This window comes from Paraburkholderia kururiensis (genome assembly GCF_034424375.1).
Taxonomy (GTDB): domain Bacteria; phylum Pseudomonadota; class Gammaproteobacteria; order Burkholderiales; family Burkholderiaceae; genus Paraburkholderia; species Paraburkholderia kururiensis_A.
In genome coordinates this window covers 4,876,731-4,894,474 of record NZ_CP139965.1, presented here as the reverse complement: position 1 = coordinate 4,894,474, position 17,744 = coordinate 4,876,731, and the positions used below count along the sequence as shown (strand labels likewise).

The 17,744-nt window shown below is 67.6% G+C and carries 14 protein-coding genes; 4 read left to right on the top strand and 10 right to left on the bottom strand.

Annotation, left to right across the window (positions count from 1 at the left end):
- Positions 1–28 precede the first annotated feature (28 nt).
- Genes U0042_RS21990 through U0042_RS21980 form a run of 3 tightly spaced genes read right to left on the bottom strand, consistent with a single transcriptional unit; the run spans position 29 to position 5,164 of the window.
- Positions 29–3,124, bottom strand: a complete 3,096-nt coding sequence (locus tag U0042_RS21990; protein ID WP_114809144.1) for an FAD-binding and (Fe-S)-binding domain-containing protein — start codon at positions 3,122–3,124, stop codon at positions 29–31.
- Positions 3,121–3,933, bottom strand: coding sequence for a fumarylacetoacetate hydrolase family protein (locus U0042_RS21985; protein ID WP_114809145.1), 813 nt, complete (start codon positions 3,931–3,933; stop codon positions 3,121–3,123). The genes U0042_RS21990 and U0042_RS21985 overlap by 4 nt, the downstream gene beginning before the upstream one ends.
- A gap of 10 nt (positions 3,934–3,943) precedes the next feature.
- Complete coding sequence (locus tag U0042_RS21980; RefSeq protein WP_114809146.1) at positions 3,944–5,164, bottom strand: pyridoxal-phosphate-dependent aminotransferase family protein; 1,221 nt, start codon at positions 5,162–5,164, stop codon at positions 3,944–3,946.
- Between the two features lie 223 nt (positions 5,165–5,387).
- Between U0042_RS21980 and U0042_RS21975 the strand changes: the two genes are divergently transcribed.
- Entirely contained in the window at positions 5,388–6,104 is a 717-nt protein-coding gene (locus tag U0042_RS21975) for a GntR family transcriptional regulator (RefSeq protein WP_114809147.1), read from the top strand.
- Positions 6,105–6,311: 207 nt separating this feature from the next.
- Here the strand turns inward: U0042_RS21975 and U0042_RS21970 are convergent, their stop codons facing one another.
- The 3 genes from U0042_RS21970 to U0042_RS21960 all read right to left on the bottom strand — a co-directional run bounded on the left by U0042_RS21970 (position 6,312) and on the right by U0042_RS21960 (position 8,215).
- Positions 6,312–6,887, bottom strand: coding sequence for a YceI family protein (locus U0042_RS21970; RefSeq protein ID WP_114809148.1), 576 nt, complete (start codon positions 6,885–6,887; stop codon positions 6,312–6,314).
- A gap of 51 nt (positions 6,888–6,938) precedes the next feature.
- Entirely contained in the window at positions 6,939–7,514 is a 576-nt protein-coding gene (locus tag U0042_RS21965) for a YceI family protein (protein WP_114809149.1), read from the bottom strand.
- Positions 7,515–7,594: 80 nt separating this feature from the next.
- Positions 7,595–8,215 carry a cytochrome b gene (locus tag U0042_RS21960; RefSeq protein ID WP_114809150.1) on the bottom strand — a complete coding sequence of 207 codons (621 nt, stop codon included), beginning with the start codon at positions 8,213–8,215 and terminating at the stop codon, positions 7,595–7,597.
- A gap of 106 nt (positions 8,216–8,321) precedes the next feature.
- Here U0042_RS21960 and U0042_RS21955 point away from each other — a divergent pair, with 106 nt between their 5' ends.
- The gene (locus U0042_RS21955; RefSeq protein ID WP_114809151.1) at positions 8,322–9,260 is read left to right on the top strand and encodes a LysR family transcriptional regulator; all 939 of its coding nucleotides are present in this window, start codon (positions 8,322–8,324) and stop codon (positions 9,258–9,260) included.
- A 100-nt stretch (positions 9,261–9,360) separates the two neighbouring features.
- Here U0042_RS21955 and U0042_RS21950 read toward each other — a convergent pair whose 3' ends face one another.
- Both U0042_RS21950 and U0042_RS21945 read right to left on the bottom strand, forming a co-directional pair.
- Entirely contained in the window at positions 9,361–11,082 is a 1,722-nt protein-coding gene (locus U0042_RS21950; RefSeq protein ID WP_114809152.1) for a SulP family inorganic anion transporter, read from the bottom strand.
- Between the two features lie 81 nt (positions 11,083–11,163).
- Positions 11,164–11,853, bottom strand: coding sequence for a VTT domain-containing protein (locus U0042_RS21945; protein ID WP_114809153.1), 690 nt, complete (start codon positions 11,851–11,853; stop codon positions 11,164–11,166).
- Between the two features lie 535 nt (positions 11,854–12,388).
- Between U0042_RS21945 and mutL the strand changes: the two genes are divergently transcribed.
- Positions 12,389–14,449 carry a DNA mismatch repair endonuclease MutL gene (mutL, locus tag U0042_RS21940; protein WP_114809154.1) on the top strand — a complete coding sequence of 687 codons (2,061 nt, stop codon included), beginning with the start codon at positions 12,389–12,391 and terminating at the stop codon, positions 14,447–14,449.
- Positions 14,446–15,429: a tRNA (adenosine(37)-N6)-dimethylallyltransferase MiaA gene (miaA, locus tag U0042_RS21935; RefSeq protein WP_114809155.1), complete on the top strand. Its 984-nt coding sequence runs from the start codon at positions 14,446–14,448 to the stop codon at positions 15,427–15,429. Before mutL ends, miaA begins: the two co-directional genes overlap by 4 nt.
- A 12-nt stretch (positions 15,430–15,441) precedes the next feature.
- Here the strand turns inward: miaA and U0042_RS21930 are convergent, their stop codons facing one another.
- Both U0042_RS21930 and U0042_RS21925 read right to left on the bottom strand, forming a co-directional pair.
- Complete coding sequence (locus U0042_RS21930) at positions 15,442–16,191, bottom strand: SDR family oxidoreductase (protein WP_114809156.1); 750 nt, start codon at positions 16,189–16,191, stop codon at positions 15,442–15,444.
- Positions 16,188–17,732 (bottom strand): FGGY-family carbohydrate kinase, encoded by a 1,545-nt coding sequence (locus U0042_RS21925; protein WP_114809157.1) that lies wholly within the window; start codon positions 17,730–17,732, stop codon positions 16,188–16,190. The genes U0042_RS21930 and U0042_RS21925 overlap by 4 nt, the downstream gene beginning before the upstream one ends.
- Positions 17,733–17,744 lie beyond the last annotated feature (12 nt).

Genomic DNA, 17,744 nt, shown 5'->3' with positions numbered 1-17,744 from the left:
AGTATGGTTTGGGGTACCGCTCGCTTTGCTACATCAATGCCTCCTCGAGGATGTGGGCCACGTGGCGGGCTTTCGCTCCCGCGCCGTCGGCAATCTGATGGCGGCAGCTCGTGCCGTCCGCCACGATCACCGTGCCCGGTTCCGCGGCGCGAACGGCGGGCAGCAGCGAGAGTTCGGCCATCGCCATCGACACCTCGTAATGCTCGGCCTCGTAACCGAAGCTGCCCGCCATGCCGCAGCACGACGATTCGATCACGGCCACGTCGATGCCGGGAATCCAGCCGAGCACCGTGCGCGAAGGCGCAAACGCCCCGAACGCCTTCTGGTGGCAATGGCCGTGCAGCAACGCGCGCTTCATGCCGTGAGGCGCCTTCAGCGGCAACTGCATGCGGCCGGCCTCGCGCTCGCGCACGAGAAATTCTTCGAACAGCAGCGCGGACTGCGCGAGCCGCTGTGCCACGTCGCCGAAACCATACGCGAGGAACTCGTCACGCAGTGTGAAAAGGCACGACGGTTCCAGCCCGACGATGGGCACGCCGCGTTCGACGAACGGCAACAGCGCATCCAGCGTGCGGCGCGCTTCGGCCTTCGCTTCGTCCACGAGGCCCGCGGCGAGGAACGTACGGCCGCAGCACAACCCACGCTCGCTGCGCGCCGCGGCACCCCGTGCTGCGAACGGATCGACGTGCACGGTATAGCCGGCCGCTTCGAGCACGCGCCGCGCCGCACGTGCGTTCTCGGGCTCCATGTGGTTGTTGAACGTATCGACGAAGAGCAGGACTTCGCGCGTCGCTGTCGTGCCTGCGCCGGCAGTGGTCTCCTGCCCACGACGTTCGCGCTCGCCTCGTACGCTCGCAAGAAAGCTCTTCGTGAAACGCGGCAGGCTGCGTTCGCGCGCAATGCCGAAGCGCGCCAGCAACGCGCGCGCCGCCGATGAACGCGTGACGAACGCCGTCACGGGCGCAAATGCGCCGGCGAGCGCCGCATAGCGCGGCAGGAACGCGACGAGCCGATCGCGCCAGCGCATGGGATGCCGCGCATACCTGGCCGCGCGCGCCTCGATCTTCACCTTCGCCATATCGACGCCCGTCGGGCAGTCGCGCTTGCAGCCCTTGCAGGACACGCAGAGGTCGAGCGCCTCACGTACCTCGGCACTCGCGAGGCCGCCCTCGCCTATCTGGCCGCTCAACGCGAGCCGCAACGTATTCGCACGGCCGCGCGTGACGTGCTGCTCGTCGCGCGTCACGCGATAGCTCGGGCACATCGTGCCCGCGTCGAACTTGCGGCAGTGGCCGTTGTTGTTGCACATCTCCACGGCTTTCGCGAGTCCGTGCGTGCGGTCGCCGCCGCTGCCCGGCGTGCCTTCGGCGCCTGTAAGCGGGTCGCGCGTCACGTTCCACGCGGACCAGTCGAGCTTCGGTTCGAACGGCCTTTCGGCGTAGCCCGGCGCGAAGCGGAAGTGGCGCGCGTCGTCCATCTTCGGCGGCGCAACGATGCGGTCGGGGCTGAACAGGTTATCGGGATCGAACAGCGCTTTGACTTCGCCGAACGCGCGCGCAAGTTGCGGCCCGTACTGCCACGAGATCCATTCGCCGCGGCACAGGCCGTCGCCGTGCTCGCCCGAATAGGCGCCCTTGTACTCGCGCACGAGCGCTGCCGCTTCTTCGGCGATGGCGCGCATCTTCACGGCGCCGTCGCGGCGCATATCGAGAATGGGCCGCACGTGCAGGGTGCCCACGCTTGCGTGCGCGTACCACGTGCCTTCGGTGCCGTGTCGGTGGAACACGTCGGTCAGGCGGCTCGTGTATTCGGCGAGATGTTCGAGCGGCACCGCGCAGTCTTCGATGAAGGACACCGGTTTGCCGTCGCCCTTCATGCTCATCATGATGTTGAGCCCGGCCTTGCGGACTTCCCAGAGCGCCTTTTGTTGGCCGGTGTCGGTCATGCGCACCACGGAGCCCGGCAAACCGAGGTCGCCCATCAGCGCGACGAGGTCTTCCAGGCGGCGCAGCAACGGCGCCTGCTCGCTGCCCGCGAATTCGACCAGCAGCACCGCTTGCGGACGCCCCACGAGCGCCGCTTCGATCACAGGCCTAAAAGCCGGATTGCCGAGCGAGAGGTCGATCATCGTGCGATCGACCAGTTCCACCGCCGAAGGGCCAAGCCGCACGATGTGCTGCGTGAGATCCATCGCATGGTAGAACGAAGGAAAGCTCACCACACCGAGCACCTTGTGCGCGGGCAGCGGCGCGAGCTTCAGCGTGAGTTCGCGGCTGAACGCGAGCGTGCCTTCGGAGCCCACGAGCACGTGCGCGAGATTCGGCTCGCCGTCCGCGCTGTAGGGCATCGGGTTCTGGCAGTCGAACACGTCGAGGTTGTAGCCCGCCACGCGGCGCAGCACCTTCGGCACGCGCGCCACGATCTCGCCGCGCTCGCGCGAAGCGATGTTGCGCAGACCGTCCACGATGGCGCGCACGCGCTCGCCCGCCGCTTCCATCTGCGCGAGCGGACCGAAGCGCGCGAGCGTGCCGTCGGCCAGCACGGCATCGAGGGCGGCCACGTTATGGACCATGTTGCCGTACTGGATGGAACGCGAGCCGCACGAGTTGTTGCCGGCCATGCCGCCTAGCGTGCATTGCGCGCCTGTGGAGACGTCCACGGGAAACCAGAGCCCGTGCGGCTTCAGCCACGCGTTCAGATGATCGAGCACGATGCCGGGCTCGACCGTCACCGTCAGTGCCTGCGCATCGAAATGCTTCACGCGGTTGAGCCACTTCGACGTATCGATCACGAGCGCTTCGCCCACCGTCTGTCCGCACTGGCTCGTGCCTGCGCCGCGCGCGAGTACCGGCACGCGGTTTTCACGGGCGATCTGCAACGCCGTCAGCAGATCGTCTTCGTCGCGCGGCACCGCCACGCCAACGGGCGTGATCTGATAGATAGAGGCGTCTGTGGCATAGCGGCCGCGCGAGGCGCGGTCGAACAGCACGTCGCCGCGCAGCGTATTGCCGAGCTGGACGGCAAGCGGCGTGGGCGCCATCGCGCCACCCGCAGTGCCGCCCGGACGCGTCGGCATGAGCCGCACCGGCTGCACGAGCGGTGCGCCGCGCGACGCCGATGTCATCGGGCGGCTCCGTCGAACTGCACCTGCACGGGCGGCAGCCCTTCGATCTCGCCCACGGCGATGCCCGGCTCGCGCGCGGTCCACATGCCGATGAAGCTGCCGGTGGTGATGACCGTGCCCGCTTCGAGCGCGATGCCGCGGCCAGTGCTGTGATTCACGACCCACGTGAGCAATCGTCGCGGGTCGCCCGCGGGGTTCTTCGGCTGGGATCCGAACACGCTCACGCCGTTATAGGCGAAGCGCAGCGACGGCGCCGTGAACGGGAAGTCGTCGCGATACGGCACGGGCGCCCCCGCAATGAGCGCGCCGTGGTTCTGCAGGTCGGCAAGCTGCCACAGGCGGTCCACATCGGGCCATGCGGCGAAGCGGCTGGTCACCACTTCGATGGTCGCGCACATCGATTCGATGGCGGCCGTCACGTCTTGCGCGGCATAGGGCGTACGGCTCGCTTCGAACGTGCGGCCCAGGCGAAACGCGATTTCGAGTTCGAGCGCGAACGGCGCGTGCGCCTCGGAGTGCAGACGCGCGGGGCTCGCGTAGAGCAACGCGTCGGGCAACGGCGCGCCTTGCGCGGGCGCGTCCGGCGACTTCGCGCCCACCTTCCAGCCGCCGATGCCGTACCTCAAGCGGCGCAGCGTCTCGTGCTGCGTGTCGAAGGCGTCCTCCGCGCTGGCGGGCGCGAGTTCGTCGGGCACGCGTACGATGGGCGCATGCGCGGCACGCGCATCGGCCAGCCACTGGGCACGTGCAGCGGTGCGGGCGGGGCTGCCGCCGCTGGCCGCGAAGTCGATAGTCTCGGGACGGTTCATCGCGCCGTCCTCACGCGGCCACGCGCAACGGGCGAGCGGGCGCGTGCGTGCCGAGATATTCCATTGCGGCCTGCACGCCGCTGCCCGCCAGCTTCACGCCGGCCAGCTTCAGCCCCATCTCGCAGCCCGCGAGCGTGGCCATCAGCGTGAGGTCGTTGCAGTCGCCCAGGTGGCCGATGCGGAACATGCGCCCCTTCACCTTGCCGAGCCCCGTGCCCAGCGACATGTCGAAGCGTTCGTAGATGAGCTTGCGCACGGCGTCTGCGTCCACGCCCTCGGGCATGACGACGCCCGTGAGCACCGGCGAGTACACCGCCGGGTCGGCACATTGAATTTCGAGGCCCCATGCGCGCACCGCCTGACGGCACGCTTCGGCGAGGCGCTGGTGACGTGCGAACACGTTGTCGAGCCCCTCGTTGAAGATCATGTCGAGCGCTTCGGCGAGGCCGTAGAGCAGGTTCGTGTTCGGCGTGTAGGGCCAGTAGCCGGTGCGGTTCATCTCGATGATCTCGGCCCAGCCCCAGAAGGCGCGCGGCAGCTTCGCATGGCGGCTCGCTTCGAGCGCCTTTTGCGATACCGCATTGAAGCTGATGCCGGGCGGCAGCATCAAGCCCTTCTGCGAACCGGACACGGTCACGTCCACGCCCCATTCGTCGTGGCGATAGTCGGCAGAGGCGAGGCCCGAGATAGTGTCGACCATCAGCAGCGCGGGGTGGGCCGCGGCGTCGATGGCGCGGCGCACCGCGGCGATGTCCGAAGTCACGCCCGTCGAGGTCTCGTTGTGCACCACGCACACGGCCTTGATGGCGTGCTGCGTGTCTTCGCGCAGGCGCGCTTCGATCATGGGTGCCTGCACGCCGCGCCGCCAGCCTTCCACGCCGGGCAGGCCAAGAAACTCGGGCTTGAGGCCGAGGCTCTCGGCCATCTTTTTCCAGAGCGTGGCGAAGTGGCCGGTCTCGTACATCAGCACGGTGTCGCCGGGACTCAGCGTGTTGCACAGCGCGGCTTCCCAGGCGCCGGTGCCCGAAGCCGGATAGATCACGACGGGCTGCGTGGTCTGAAAGACCTTCTTGATGCCGGACAGCACCCGCAGGCCAAGCGCGCCGAATTCGGGGCCGCGATGGTCGATGGTGGGATAGCTCATCGCGCGCAGAATCCGGTCGGGCACGGGGCTGGGCCCGGGAATCTGCAGGAAATGACGGCCGGCGGGATGGAAGTCCAGTTCAAGCATTGCGCGTCCTTTTTGAATTTTGCATGCAAAATACTTTAGAGCACGAATATGTCGATGGGAAGGCGCAATGTGCATCACAGCGGCCAGGACAAACCCTTAGCGTCGCTGCAAGCGCGAGATGCCTTGTCCGGCACTAGAATCCGATCATCCGGCCCGCACGGTTAAAATACCGCCTGCGCCTGGCCGGCCCGCCGGCCGACGCGATTTGATGACGGGAAATTGCATGCGAAATACAGATATCACCGACGATGCCTCTTTCACGCCCACCCTGCCGCGCGTCGAGCGGCTGCGTCTGCACGACACGGTGGTGGAGCACTTGCGCAACTTCATCGTGGAGGGGCGGCTCGCGCCTGGCGTGAAGCTCAACGAACGCGAGCTTTGCGAAATGCTGGGCATCTCGCGAACGCCGCTGCGCGAGGCGCTGAAGGTGCTGGCCGCGGAAGGGCTGATCGATATTTCGCCGAATCGCGGCGCGTCGGTGTCGCGCATGTCGGCGGCCGAGATTCGCGAGATGTTCGAACTGATGAGCGGACTCGAAGCGTTTTCGGGCGAACTGGCCTGCGAGCGCATCACGCCCGCGGAACTCGCGCAGATCAAGGCGCTGCACTACGAGATGCTGGCGTGCCACGCGCAGAACGACCTGCCCGGCTACTACAGCCGCAACATGCAGATTCACGACCGCATCAACGAGGCCGCGCGCAATTCGGCGCTGAGACAGACGTGGCTTTCGATCAACCGGCGTTTGCAGGCGCTGCGGTTTCGCTCGAACTTCTCGGCGTCGAAGTGGGACCACGCCGTGCACGACCACGAAGAGATGATCAAGGCGCTCGAAGCACGCGACGGCAAGCGGCTCGCCACGATCCTGCGCCAGCATCTGCTCGACAAGCGCGACGCGGTGCTGCTCCAGGACGCGCAGCAGCAGGCGGTCAGTGGGGCGTAAGGGGGTGCCGTAAGGGCAGCCGAGGTTGACGAGAAAGTCCGCAGGGAATGAAAAAAGCCCGTGTGCCTCGAAAGAGCACACGGGCTTTTCATTGCCTGCGTCTTCTGGTCGATGTTGCCGGGCGCGTCGTCTACGAAGCGAAGCACCCGGCAAGCATGGCCGCTAACGCGGCACTCAGGCGGCCCTCAGGTAACCTTCAGGCAGCCCTTAGTCGGCCTTCACGCCTTCCACCTGGATCTGCAGCGTGGTGGCCATCTTGAAGCCATAAGCCTGGCCGTAGTTCACGCCGAAGTCGGCGCGGTCGAACTGGGCCGTGGCGTCCGCGCCGCACACTTCGCGCTTGAGCATCGGGTTCGTGAAGCACTTGAACGAATCGATCTTCAGGTTCAGCGGCTTCGTCACGCCATGCAGCGTGAACGTGCCGATCACTTCCACGGGCTTGTCGCCGTCGAAGCGGATCGACGTGCCCTTGTAGACGGCGGTCGGGTACTTCTCGACGTCGAGCATTTCGGCCGAGCGCACGTGCTTGTCGAGCGCGCCGTTGCCGGTGTCGATGGACGACGCGTCGATGGTCACGTCCACCGTGCCCGTCTTCGCCGCGCGGTCGAGCACCACCGTGCCGCTCGACTTCGTGAACTTGCCGCGCCACACCGAAACGCCGCCGAAGTGGTCGGTTTCGAAGCTCGGATACGTGTGGGTCGGATCGAGGTTGTAGGTGGTCGCGAACGCGGGTGCGGAGAAAGCGGCGACGAGTGCGGCGATGAGCGAAAGGCGGGTGTTCATGTATTCACTTCCTGGTTGCGGAAAACGGTTGAAACAGTGGATTGAAGCGCGTCACTTGCCCGCGCTGACGATGTGAAACTTGATCTGCACGTCGTCGGCCACGACGGAGGTGTCTTTCCATTCGCCGTCGCCGATGCCGTAGGCAAGACGCTTGATGGGCAGCGTGCCGTCGAACACTTCGTTTGCGCCGTCCTTGCGGAACTGCACGGGCACCACGACGTCGGTGGTCTTGCCCTTGATGGTGAGCTTGCCCGCCACGCTGTAGGCGCCGTTGGCCGCCGGCTTGATCTGCGTGGAAACGAACGTGGCGTGCGGCCAGGCGGCGGCATCGAACCATTCCTTGCCCGCCACTTCCTTGTTGTATTCGGGCGAGCCGAGGTCGAAGCTCGCCACGTCGATGTCGATCTTCGCGCTGCCGGCGGTGGCGTTTGCGGGATCGAAACGGATCGCTGCGTTGATGCGGTTGAACTTGCCTTCCACGGGCACGTTCATCTGCTTGAAGACGGCGCTGACGCTGCTCTTCGAAGCATCGGTAGCGGCGAGCGCGGGAAGCGAAAGCGCGGCGGCGCCCGCCACGAAGGCTGCGGATGCGGCGAGCGCGCAAAGCGAAACGAGACGTCGGTTCATGTTCGGGTGAGTGCGATGAGTGCGGTGTTGTGAGTGATGAGCGGCGAAGCGCGGGAATCGCTGGAATCGCGGCCGGGCGGTCAACGGCCCGACGCGCGGCTTCGCCCGCCGAACGGCAGCATGCGAGCCACGATGCGCTGCTTGTCGAGCAGTTCGTGCTTGACCACGGCGAGCAAATGCCCGACCACGACGGCGGCCAGCGCGTAATCCAGCGCGATGTGCACGGTCTTCAGCACCGCCTTGAGCGCGCCGTCGGGGCCGATCAGCGTGGGCAACGGCAGCACGCCCAGGTAGACGACCTGAATGCCGGCCGCCGAACTGTACAGATAACCGCTCACCGGCACCGCGAGCATGAGCACGTAGAGCGCGGCGTGGCCCGCATGCGCGGCCAGCTTCTCCCAGCCGTGCATCGCATCGGGCAGCGCGGGCGGACGGTGCGTGGCACGCCAGACAAGGCGCACCAGCGCAAGCACGAGCACCGTGACGCCGATCCACTTGTGCCACGAAAAGTAGCGCAGCTTGGTGGGCGTGATGCCCGGAATGTCGGTCATGATCCAGCCGAGCGCGAAGCCCCAGACGATCAGCGCGGCCACGCTCCAGTGCAGCAGCATGGCCACGGCGCTGTAACGGCTCGCGGGCGCAAGGCTAGAAGTGGCGTTGGAAGCGCCTTCGGAAAGCGGACGGGAACGGGAAGTGGACAAGGCAGTGGGCACGCAATGAAGACAGGTTCGCGGACTGTACCGAACGCCTCCTATTCAAACAACCGGCTAAACTAGATCGTTCATATCCAATTTTTCGATACGTCGCGTGAACCGCCCTACCCAAACGCAAGACCGCAGCCCCAGCCTCGATCAACTACGCACGCTGATCGCCGTCAGCGAGACCGGCAGCTTCTCCGCCGCGGCCGTGCGCCTCGGGCGCGCGCAGTCGGTCGTGAGCTACGCGATGGCGAGCCTCGAAACGCAGCTGGGCGTAGCGCTCTTCGAGCGCGGCAAGCGGCGTCCGCAGCTCACGGCTGCGGGCCGCGCAATTCTCGCCGACGCCCGGCGCCTCGACCTGCTCGCCGGCCAGCTGAGCGCCAAGGCGGCCGGCCTGCAACGCGGGCTGGAGAGCGAGGTGTCGCTGGCGGTGGACGTGATGTTCCCGTCCGAGCGGCTCGTGGAAACGCTCCAGGCGTTCGCGCGCGAGTTCCCCACCGTCGCGCTGAATCTCACGATGGAGGCGCTCGGCGGCGTGCTCAAGCTCGTGCTGGACGGCGAGTGCCTCGTGGGCATCAGCGGTCCCAACCAGAACTGGCCGCACGTGATCGAAGCGGAAACCATCTGGTCCGTGGAACTCGTGCACGTGGCGGCGCCCGGGCATCCGCTCGCGCGCGCGGAGCAGCCCATTCGGGTCTCCGAAGCGCGCGAGCACACGCAGCTCGTGCTGACCGACCGCAGCCGGCTCACCGAAGGCCAGAACTTCGGCGTCTACGGCGCGCGCACCTGGAAACTCGGCGACCTGGGCGCAAAGCATCGTCTGTTGCTGGCGGGATTGGGCTGGGGATCCATGCCGCGCCATCTCGTGGAAGCGGACCTGGAGGCGGGGCGGCTCGTGCGCGTCGAACTCGCGGACCGGCGCGGGGTGAATTACAACGTGTCACTGATCCATCGCACCGATACGGCAACGGGTCCCGCCACGCGCTGGCTGTGCGACCACCTCGCCGAAGGCGCGCCCGCGGACATGCCACTACCGAGCGCGCGGTAGTCTCACGCGGGGATCGCGGGCATTGCGGGGATCACGGGCATTGCAGGCGTAGAGGCCGTTGCCGGCGCCGGCCGGCACGCGAGGGTCGCCGGCTCGCAACTCACGTCTGCGTGGAAGCACCAGATGCCTGCGCGCCCTTCACCGACGACACGCATTCGTCCACGCTCAGTTCGTGCAGCGTGTCGGCCGGCATCACGTCGTCGGATGCGCGCTGCAAGGCGCGCAGCGCTCGCGGCTTCAGCCGCACCAGCACCAGTCGCAGATTGCGCGAACGGCACTCCGCCGCGAAGATGCGCAGCGCCTCGATGGCGGACCCATCGACGTCGGGCGTTTCTTCCAGGCTCATCATCACCGTCTGCACCGGTCCGGCGTCGCGCAGCAGCGCGCGCACCTGGCCCAGCACGCGCTCCGTATTGGCGAAGAAGAGCGGCACCTCGGGACGCACGATCAGCAGGCCCGGTATGGGCTGAGCGTCGGGGTGGGCCGAGATGTCGACGAAATCGTGCGTGCCGCGCAGCCGGCCCAGCACGCTCACGTTGGGCTCGGAGAGTTTGCGCAGCGTGAGCAGAAGGCTCACGCCGATTGCCGCGAGCAGCCCATGCAGCACGCCGAGCACGAGCACCGCGGCCAGCGCCGCAATCACCACGAGCCGGTCGCGATGCCAGGTCCAATACGGCTTGAACACCGAGGGATGCAGCGAATGGCTCACCGCGAAGATGACGATGGCGGCCAGCACCGGCTCCGGCGTGCGCGCGAGTTCCGGCAGCAGCACGAGCACGATGATGCCGACCACCACGGCGGCGCACACGCCCGCGAGCCGGCTTTGCGCGCCCGCGGCCTCGTTCGCGGAGGTCGCCGAATAGCCCGCGCCCACTGGCATGCCGTGCAGCAGCCCCGACACCAGGTTCGCGCAACCCAGCGCCACGAGGTCGCGGTTGGCCGACACCGTATCGCCGTGCTTGAGCGCGAAGTTGCGAATGGAGCCATACGACTCGGCATAGAGAATCAGCATCAACGCGAAGCCGAGTTCCGCCGATTGCATCCACTGCGAACGCCCGAGCACGGGCAGGCCGAACGAAATGTTCTGCAGATCGATCTCGCCCACCGACGCAATGCCGTAGCGATGCCAGTCGAACGCGTAGCTCGCGGCGATGCTGAGCACGATCACCACCACCGACGCCGGCAGCCGCGTGCGGCGCCCAAGGCCGAACAGAATCGCGAGCGCCACGGCGCCCACGGCCACGCTGTACGGATTCCAGTGCGCGGCCTGCTGAAAAAATTCGACGAGGATGCGCGGCGCGTCGCTGTGCTTCACGGGCACCGCGGCGATCTTCGGCAGTTCCTTGATGAGAATGGTGAGCGCGAGCCCGAACGTGAAGCCGCGCAGCACGGGCCGCGCAATGAAGTCCGACATGCCACCGAGCCGCGCCGCGCCCGCCAGCATGAACAGCACGCCCGTGGTGGCCACCAGCGCTGCGGCGAGCGAAAGCTGCGCGAGCGCGTTGGACGCGGGCTCGGAGAGCACCGTGGCAGCCAGCACAGCCGCTGAAGACGACGTCGCCGAGACAATCGCAAAGCGGCTCGTCCCGACGAGCGCGTAAACCACAAGCCCCGCGAGCAGCGCGATCAGCCCCGCCTGCGGCGGCAGGTTCGCGATGCCCGCGTAGGCCACCGCTTCGGGCAACAGCAGCCCGGCGATGGAAAGACCCGCGAGCACGTCGCGCCGCACGCCCTGGGGCCGCGGCAGCGGCGGCTCTTCAAGCGCGGAGAACTGCTCGGGGCGTTGGAGGTCGGCGGGAGAGCGTTGCGGCGAAATGAACATGACAGGTCGGGAATCAGGCAATCGCCGCTTTCAAGGCGGGCTCTCTTTAACGTGCGCCTCTAGCGTCCGCTCAATGTTCGCTCAACGTCCGCTGCCCGGCTTGCGCGCCGAGCCAGCCGACGCATTGCGGCTCATGAGCTTCCACAGCGCACCCAGCGCCACGGGCACCACGGCCGCGCCCACGCCCACCAGCACGATCACGTTGAGGTACTGGCGAATGAACGGAATGTTGCCGAAGAAGTAGCCGAGCAGCACGAGCAGCAGCACCCAGAACAGCGCGCCCGCGAAGTTGAAGAGCTGGAAGCGCTTCATCGACATGCCCGACACGCCCGCCACGAACGGCGCAAACGTGCGCACCACCGGAATGAAACGCGCAAGCACAATGGTCTTGCCGCCGTGGCGGTCGTAGAAGTCGTGGGTCTTCTGTAGCGCGGCGCGATCCAGGAAGCGTTCGAGCACCGGTATGTGCGTGCTGAACACCTTCGGGCCGATGGCGCGCCCCACCAGATAGTTCACCGTGTTGCCCGTCACGGCCGCCACGAGCAGCAGCACGATCAACGCCGCCAGATCCATCTCGTGCGCGGCAGCAAAGGCCCCGCCGATGAACAGCAGCGAGTCGCCCGGCAGGAACGGCAGCACGACGAGGCCCGTCTCGCAGAAGACGATCAGAAACAGCACCGCATAGACCCAGGCGCCGTATTGCTGGATGAAAACCCCGAGGAACTTGTCGATGTGCAAGACAAGATTGACGAACTGCAGCAGCGTATCCAAAGGCGTCCCTTATTGAGCGGATGGAGGAGTGAAGCGCGGCGCGCGGCATGATCGGGCCTGAACTGCGGCCCTTCGACCCCGACTCGATGTCGAGGCCGGGTGTCGCGAGCCGGCGCCCTGACGGCGCCATGATACCAGGCCGAGGCACCCCACCAATGTGCGAAGTCGCGCTCGGGGACAAAAAGGCGGCTTCGCTGCGCGGCAGACGCCGGGCGGGCGGAGTCCCCGCTGTTGCGTGCCGTGTTTGGCTAGGTTGCTGGGTGATGGGCAGAAATGCGCCGGCACAGCGGTGCGCGGCGGTGGAGGCTGTGGTGGGTGGGGAAGCTGTGCCAGATGGCGAAGTCGAGCCGCATCGAGTCGAGCCGCACTGAGCCGAGCGCCGCTCAGCCGCTCAGCCTATCAACCGCACCGCACCGCACCGCACCGTGCCGAGTCAGCCGAGCCGAGCCGCGTCGAGCCGAATCGTGCCGAGTCGTGCTGTGCCGTACGAGCCGCCCCCGCACAGCCCAAGTCCGCCAAAGCCCGCGCTTATATAATGGCCCGCATGTCCCAGTCCGAAAATCTCGACTCCGCCGACGGCGTGACCGCGTCCGCGCCCACTGACGGCGAAAGCGCGCGCGTCGCCACCGCAGCCGCCCGTCCCGCGCAGCCGCCGCGCGCCATCCAGCCCCTGCCCGACCAGCTCATCAGCCAGATCGCGGCCGGTGAAGTGGTGGAGCGGCCGGCGTCGGTGGTCAAGGAACTCGTCGAAAACGCGCTCGACGCAGGCGCCACCACGCTGCGCATCCTGCTCGACGAAGGCGGCGTCAAGCGCATCTCCATCACCGACGACGGCTGCGGCATTCCCGAAGCCGAACTGCCGCTCGCGCTGATGCGCCACGCCACGAGCAAGATCCGCTCGCTCGCCGAACTCGAAGCGGTAGCCACGCTCGGGTTTCGCGGCGAAGCGCTGGCGTCCATTGCGTCGGTGGCGCAGATGTACATCACGAGCCGCACGGACGACGCGCCGCACGCCATCCGCATCGACGCGCAGACCGGCGCGCTCGCGCCCGCTGCCGGCACGCGCGGCACCACCATCGAAGTGCGCGAGCTGTACTTCAACACGCCCGCGCGCCGCAAATTCCTGAAGAGCGAGCAGACGGAGCTGGGCCACTGCCTCGAAATGATCCGGCGCGCGGCGCTCGCGCGGCCCGACGTGGCGATCTCGGTGCTCCATAACGGCCGCGCCGTCGAGCACTGGAACGCGAGCGAGCCGCCCGCGCGCGTCGCAAAAATTCTCGGCGAGACGTTCGCCACGGCGCATCTGCCGCTCGACGAATCGGCCGGGCCGCTCGCCGTGTACGGTTGCGCGGGCCTGCCCACCGCGAGCCGCGGCCGCGCGGACCAGCAGTACTTTTTCGTAAACGGCCGCTTCGTGCGCGACAAGCTGCTCACGCACGCCGTGCGCTCGGCGTACGAAGACGTGCTGCACGGCGACCGTTACCCGTCCTACGTGCTGTTCCTCGACCTGCCGCCCGAAGCGGTGGACGTGAACGTGCACCCGTCGAAGATCGAAGTGCGGTTCCGCGATTCGCGCTCCATTCACCAGTTCGTGTTCCATGCCGTGCAGCGCGCGCTCGCGCGGCATGCGGGCGCGTCGCCGGAAACGACGTCGGGCGGACATGCGGCCGATCTCGGCGTGCTCGGTGCGCCGGCTTCGTTTGGGTCTACGCCGTTGGGGTCGCCGGCAGCTTCGTTCGGTGGCACGCCCGGCAACGGATTCGGCGCAGGCGCAACCGCGCGCGGGCAATCGCCCGGCACCACATGGCTGCGCGACAGCCGCATGACGCAAGGCTCGTTGCCGGTGGCCCAGCCGCTCGCGCTCTACGACGCGCTGTTCGGCCGCAAAGACGTAGGCGCCGGCACGGAAGCGGGCAGCACCGTACTCGAAGCGCGCGACGCGCCGTCCGACAACGACACCGGCGCATTCGGTGCCTACGCCGGCCACGCCGCGACGTTTTCCGCCTCCGACGAACAACCGCTCGGCTTCGCGCTGGGCCAGATCCACGGCATCTACGTGCTCGCGCAGAATGCGCGTGGCCTTGTGATCGTCGACATGCACGCCGCGCACGAGCGCATTCTCTACGAGCAGTTCAAGCACGCGCTCGCCGAACGCGCGGTGGCCGTGCAGCCGCTGCTCATTCCGCTTTCGATGCACGCGGACGCCGTCGAAATCGGCACCGTGGAAGAAGAGCGCGCCACGCTGGACGCGCTCGGCTTCGACATCGCCGTGCTCTCGCCCACCACGCTCGCCATCCGCGCGGTGCCTGCGCTGCTCAAGGACGCCGACTTGCAGGCGCTCGCGCGTGCCGTGCTCGCGGACCTGCACGCATACGGCGGCTCGCGCGTACTCACGGAGCGTCAGCACGAACTGCTCGGCACACTCGCGTGTCATCACGCCGTGCGCGCGAACCGGCGCCTCACGCTCGACGAGATGAACGCGCTGCTGCGCCAGATGGAAGCCACCGAACGCGCCGACCAATGCAACCACGGTCGGCCCACGTGGTATCAGCTCACGCTCGCCGACCTCGACCGGCTCTTCATGCGCGGTCAATGAACGTACGCCCTGAAGCCGTCACCCCGGTGGCGTGCCTGCTCGGCCCCACCGCCTCCGGCAAGACCGCGGCGGCACTCGCCTTCGCGGCGCGCGCCGCGGCGAGCGGGCGCACGGTGGAAATCGTCAGCGTGGATTCGGCGCTGGTCTATCGCGGCATGGACATCGGCACCGCGAAGCCCACGCCCGAAGAGCGCGCCGCGGTGGCGCATCACCTGATCGATATCGTCGACCCCGCCGAGGCCTACTCCGCCGCGGATTTTCGCGCCGACGCGCTGCGCGTCATCGCAGACATCGTTACGCGCGGTCACGTACCGCTGCTGGTGGGCGGCACGATGCTGTACTACCGCGCGCTCACGCACGGACTGAACGACCTGCCCGCCGCGGACCCGGCCATTCGCGCCGCGCTCGACGCCGACGCCGCCCGCGAAGGCTGGCCCGCGCTGCACGCGCGGCTCGCCGCCATCGACCCCGCCACCGCCGCGCGTCTTGCGCCCAACGACTCGCAACGCATCCAGCGCGCGCTCGAAGTCTTCATGCTGACGGGGCAGCCCATGTCCGCGCTGCTCTCGGCGCCTACGCAAGCGAACGAAGACGACCCTGCGCGCGCGTTTCGCTTCGTGCCCATCGCGTTGGAACCGTCGGACCGTGCCGTGCTGCACGCACGCATCGAAGCGCGCTTCGACGCGATGCTGGCCGCGGGCTTCGTCGACGAAGTGAAAGCGCTGCGCGCGCGCGGCGACCTGCATCCGGGTCTGCCCTCAATGCGCTGCGTGGGCTACCGCCAGGCCTGGGAATATCTGGACGGCACCATCGATTACGCGACGATGCGCGACAAGGGCATCTTCGCCACGCGGCAACTCTGCAAACGGCAGCTCACGTGGCTGCGGTCCATGCCCGAGCGCATCGTGATCGACTGCTGCGCAAGCGATGCAACCGAGCGCGCGGTGCTCGCCATCGAACAGGCACTGCGCAACTCATAACGGGCGCGCGCTTTACTGCGCGAGAAACCCGCCGTCCACGGGCAACGCCACGCCGCTGATCATCGAAGCAGCATCGCTCAACAGAAACATCACGGGCGCGGCCACTTCGTACGGCTCGGCGAAACGCTTGAGCGGAATGCGTTCGAGCGCCGCCGCGCGCTTCGTGGGCTCGCTCCAGGCCTCGACCGCCATTGGCGTGAGCGTCACCGTGGGATTGACGCTGTTCACGCGAATGCCGTGTGGCCCGAGTTCCAGACACAGCACACGCGTAATCGCATCGAGCGCCGCCTTCGACGCGCAGTAGGCCAGATGCTGGTCGAGCGCCGCGAGCGACGCCTGGCTCGACACGTTGACGATGCTGCCCGCGCGTTTCGCGTCGATCATGCCCCGCGCCACGTGCCGTGCCACCAATGCCGCGCCGCGCGCGTTCACGGCCATCAGGCGGTCGAAGCCTTCCGCCGTGGTATCGAGCGCGGGCGCGAGTCCCGTCACGCCCGCGCAGTTCACGAGGCCATCGAAAGGACTGAGCGACGGACCGAGCGACGCGAACGCGTCGGCAATCGCGGCTTCGTCGCTCACGTCGAGCGCGAGCGGCTCGCAGCCCGTTTCCTCCGCGAGATGCGCGAGCGCTTCCACGTTGCGCGCCGCCGCGACCACTGTGGCGCCGCTGGCGCACAAGCGCTCCACGGTTGTGCGTCCGATGCCGCTCGATGCGCCCGTCACGAGAATCGAGCGTCCGCTGAAATCGAATTGCGTGTTCATGTGGGTTGCAGTCTGTGCATGATCGGCTTGAGCGCCGGGTAGAGGTCTTTGTAGATGGCGTAACGCTGCGCGTAGAGCGCCTTGCGCGCGGCGTCCGGCTGCGCGCGCTCCACGAGCGTGATCCAGCCGCGCTCCGCGGCCTCGTGCGAAGTCACGCCCGCGCCCACCGCGGCGAGCAGCGCGGCGCCCATCGCGGCTTCCACGTCCTGCTCGATGGTGAAGACGCGATAGCCGGTGACGTCCGCGATGATCTGCATCCAGAGGTCCGAGTGCGCCGCGCCGCCCACCACGATGAGCCGGTCGTCGAGCGAGCGCGCGCCTTTGCGGCCCGCCTCGATGTTGTGCTGCAACGCGAACGACACGCCTTCCAGCACCGCGCGGTACAGATGCGCGCGCGTATGAAAGAGGCTGAGCCCCACGAACGCGCCGCTCGCCTTCGCGTCCCACACAGGGCTGCGCTCGCCCATGAGATACGGCAGAAACGTTACGCCGTCCGCGCCTGCGGGCACGTTCGCCGCGGCCTCTTCGAGCAAACGATGCGCGTCGCCGTGCGACGTGGCGCGCGCGGCTTCGATCTCCGCGTGGCAGAACTGCTCGCGATACCACGTGACCGACGCGCCCGCCGTGATCGCCCCACCGAACACGTAGAGGTCGCGCTGCGCGTTGAACACGTGCGGCATGGCCACGAGCCCGTGATGCGCGTCCACCTGCTGGTTGAGGTAGCCCCAGCACATGCTGGTGCCGATCATCGCCACGTGCTGGCCCGGCTTCGTCACGCCGGCCGCGAACGTTGCAACGGCCGCATCCACGCCGCCCGCCACCACGGCCGTACCCGCTTCGAGTCCCAAAGACTCGCACCACTGCGAAAGCAGCCCGCCCACCACCTCGGACGATTCCACCAGCCGCTCGGGCATCATCGTCGCGGGAATGCCGAGCATGTCGAGCGCCTCGTCGGACCAGTCGCGCCGCGCGATGTCGTAGACCCCGCCGATGTTGCCCGCCGAGCTGTGATCGACGGCAATCTCGCCCGTGAGCAGATAGATGATGTACGCGTTCGGCGGCAGGAAGTAGCGCGTGTTGGCCCACACCTCCGGCTGATGCTCGCGCAGCCACAGGATCTTCGTGTAACCGTAGTAGCTGTCCACGCCGTTGCCCGTGATCGCGTAGAGCCGTTCGAGGTCCACGTGCTCGCGCACCCACTCCACTTCAGCCGTGGCGCGGCGGTCCATCCAGATGAGGCACGGATGCAGCGGACGCATCTCGTTGTCCACGGCAATGCCCGAGCCGCCGTAGAGGCTGCTCACGCACACGGCCTTGATGTCGGCCGCGGCCACGCCTGCTTCGCGCGCCGTCGCCACGCAACGTGCAATGCACTCGCTCACGGCCTTAAGCCACACCGAAGGCCATTGCTCGGCCCAGAGCGGCTTCGGCGTATCGGGCTGGTAGGCCGACGCATGCTGCGCCACGATCGCGCCGTTGCGGTCCACGAGCAGCGCCTTGGTGCTTTGCGTGCCGATGTCCACGCCGATCACGTATTCCATGCTGTCTCCGTC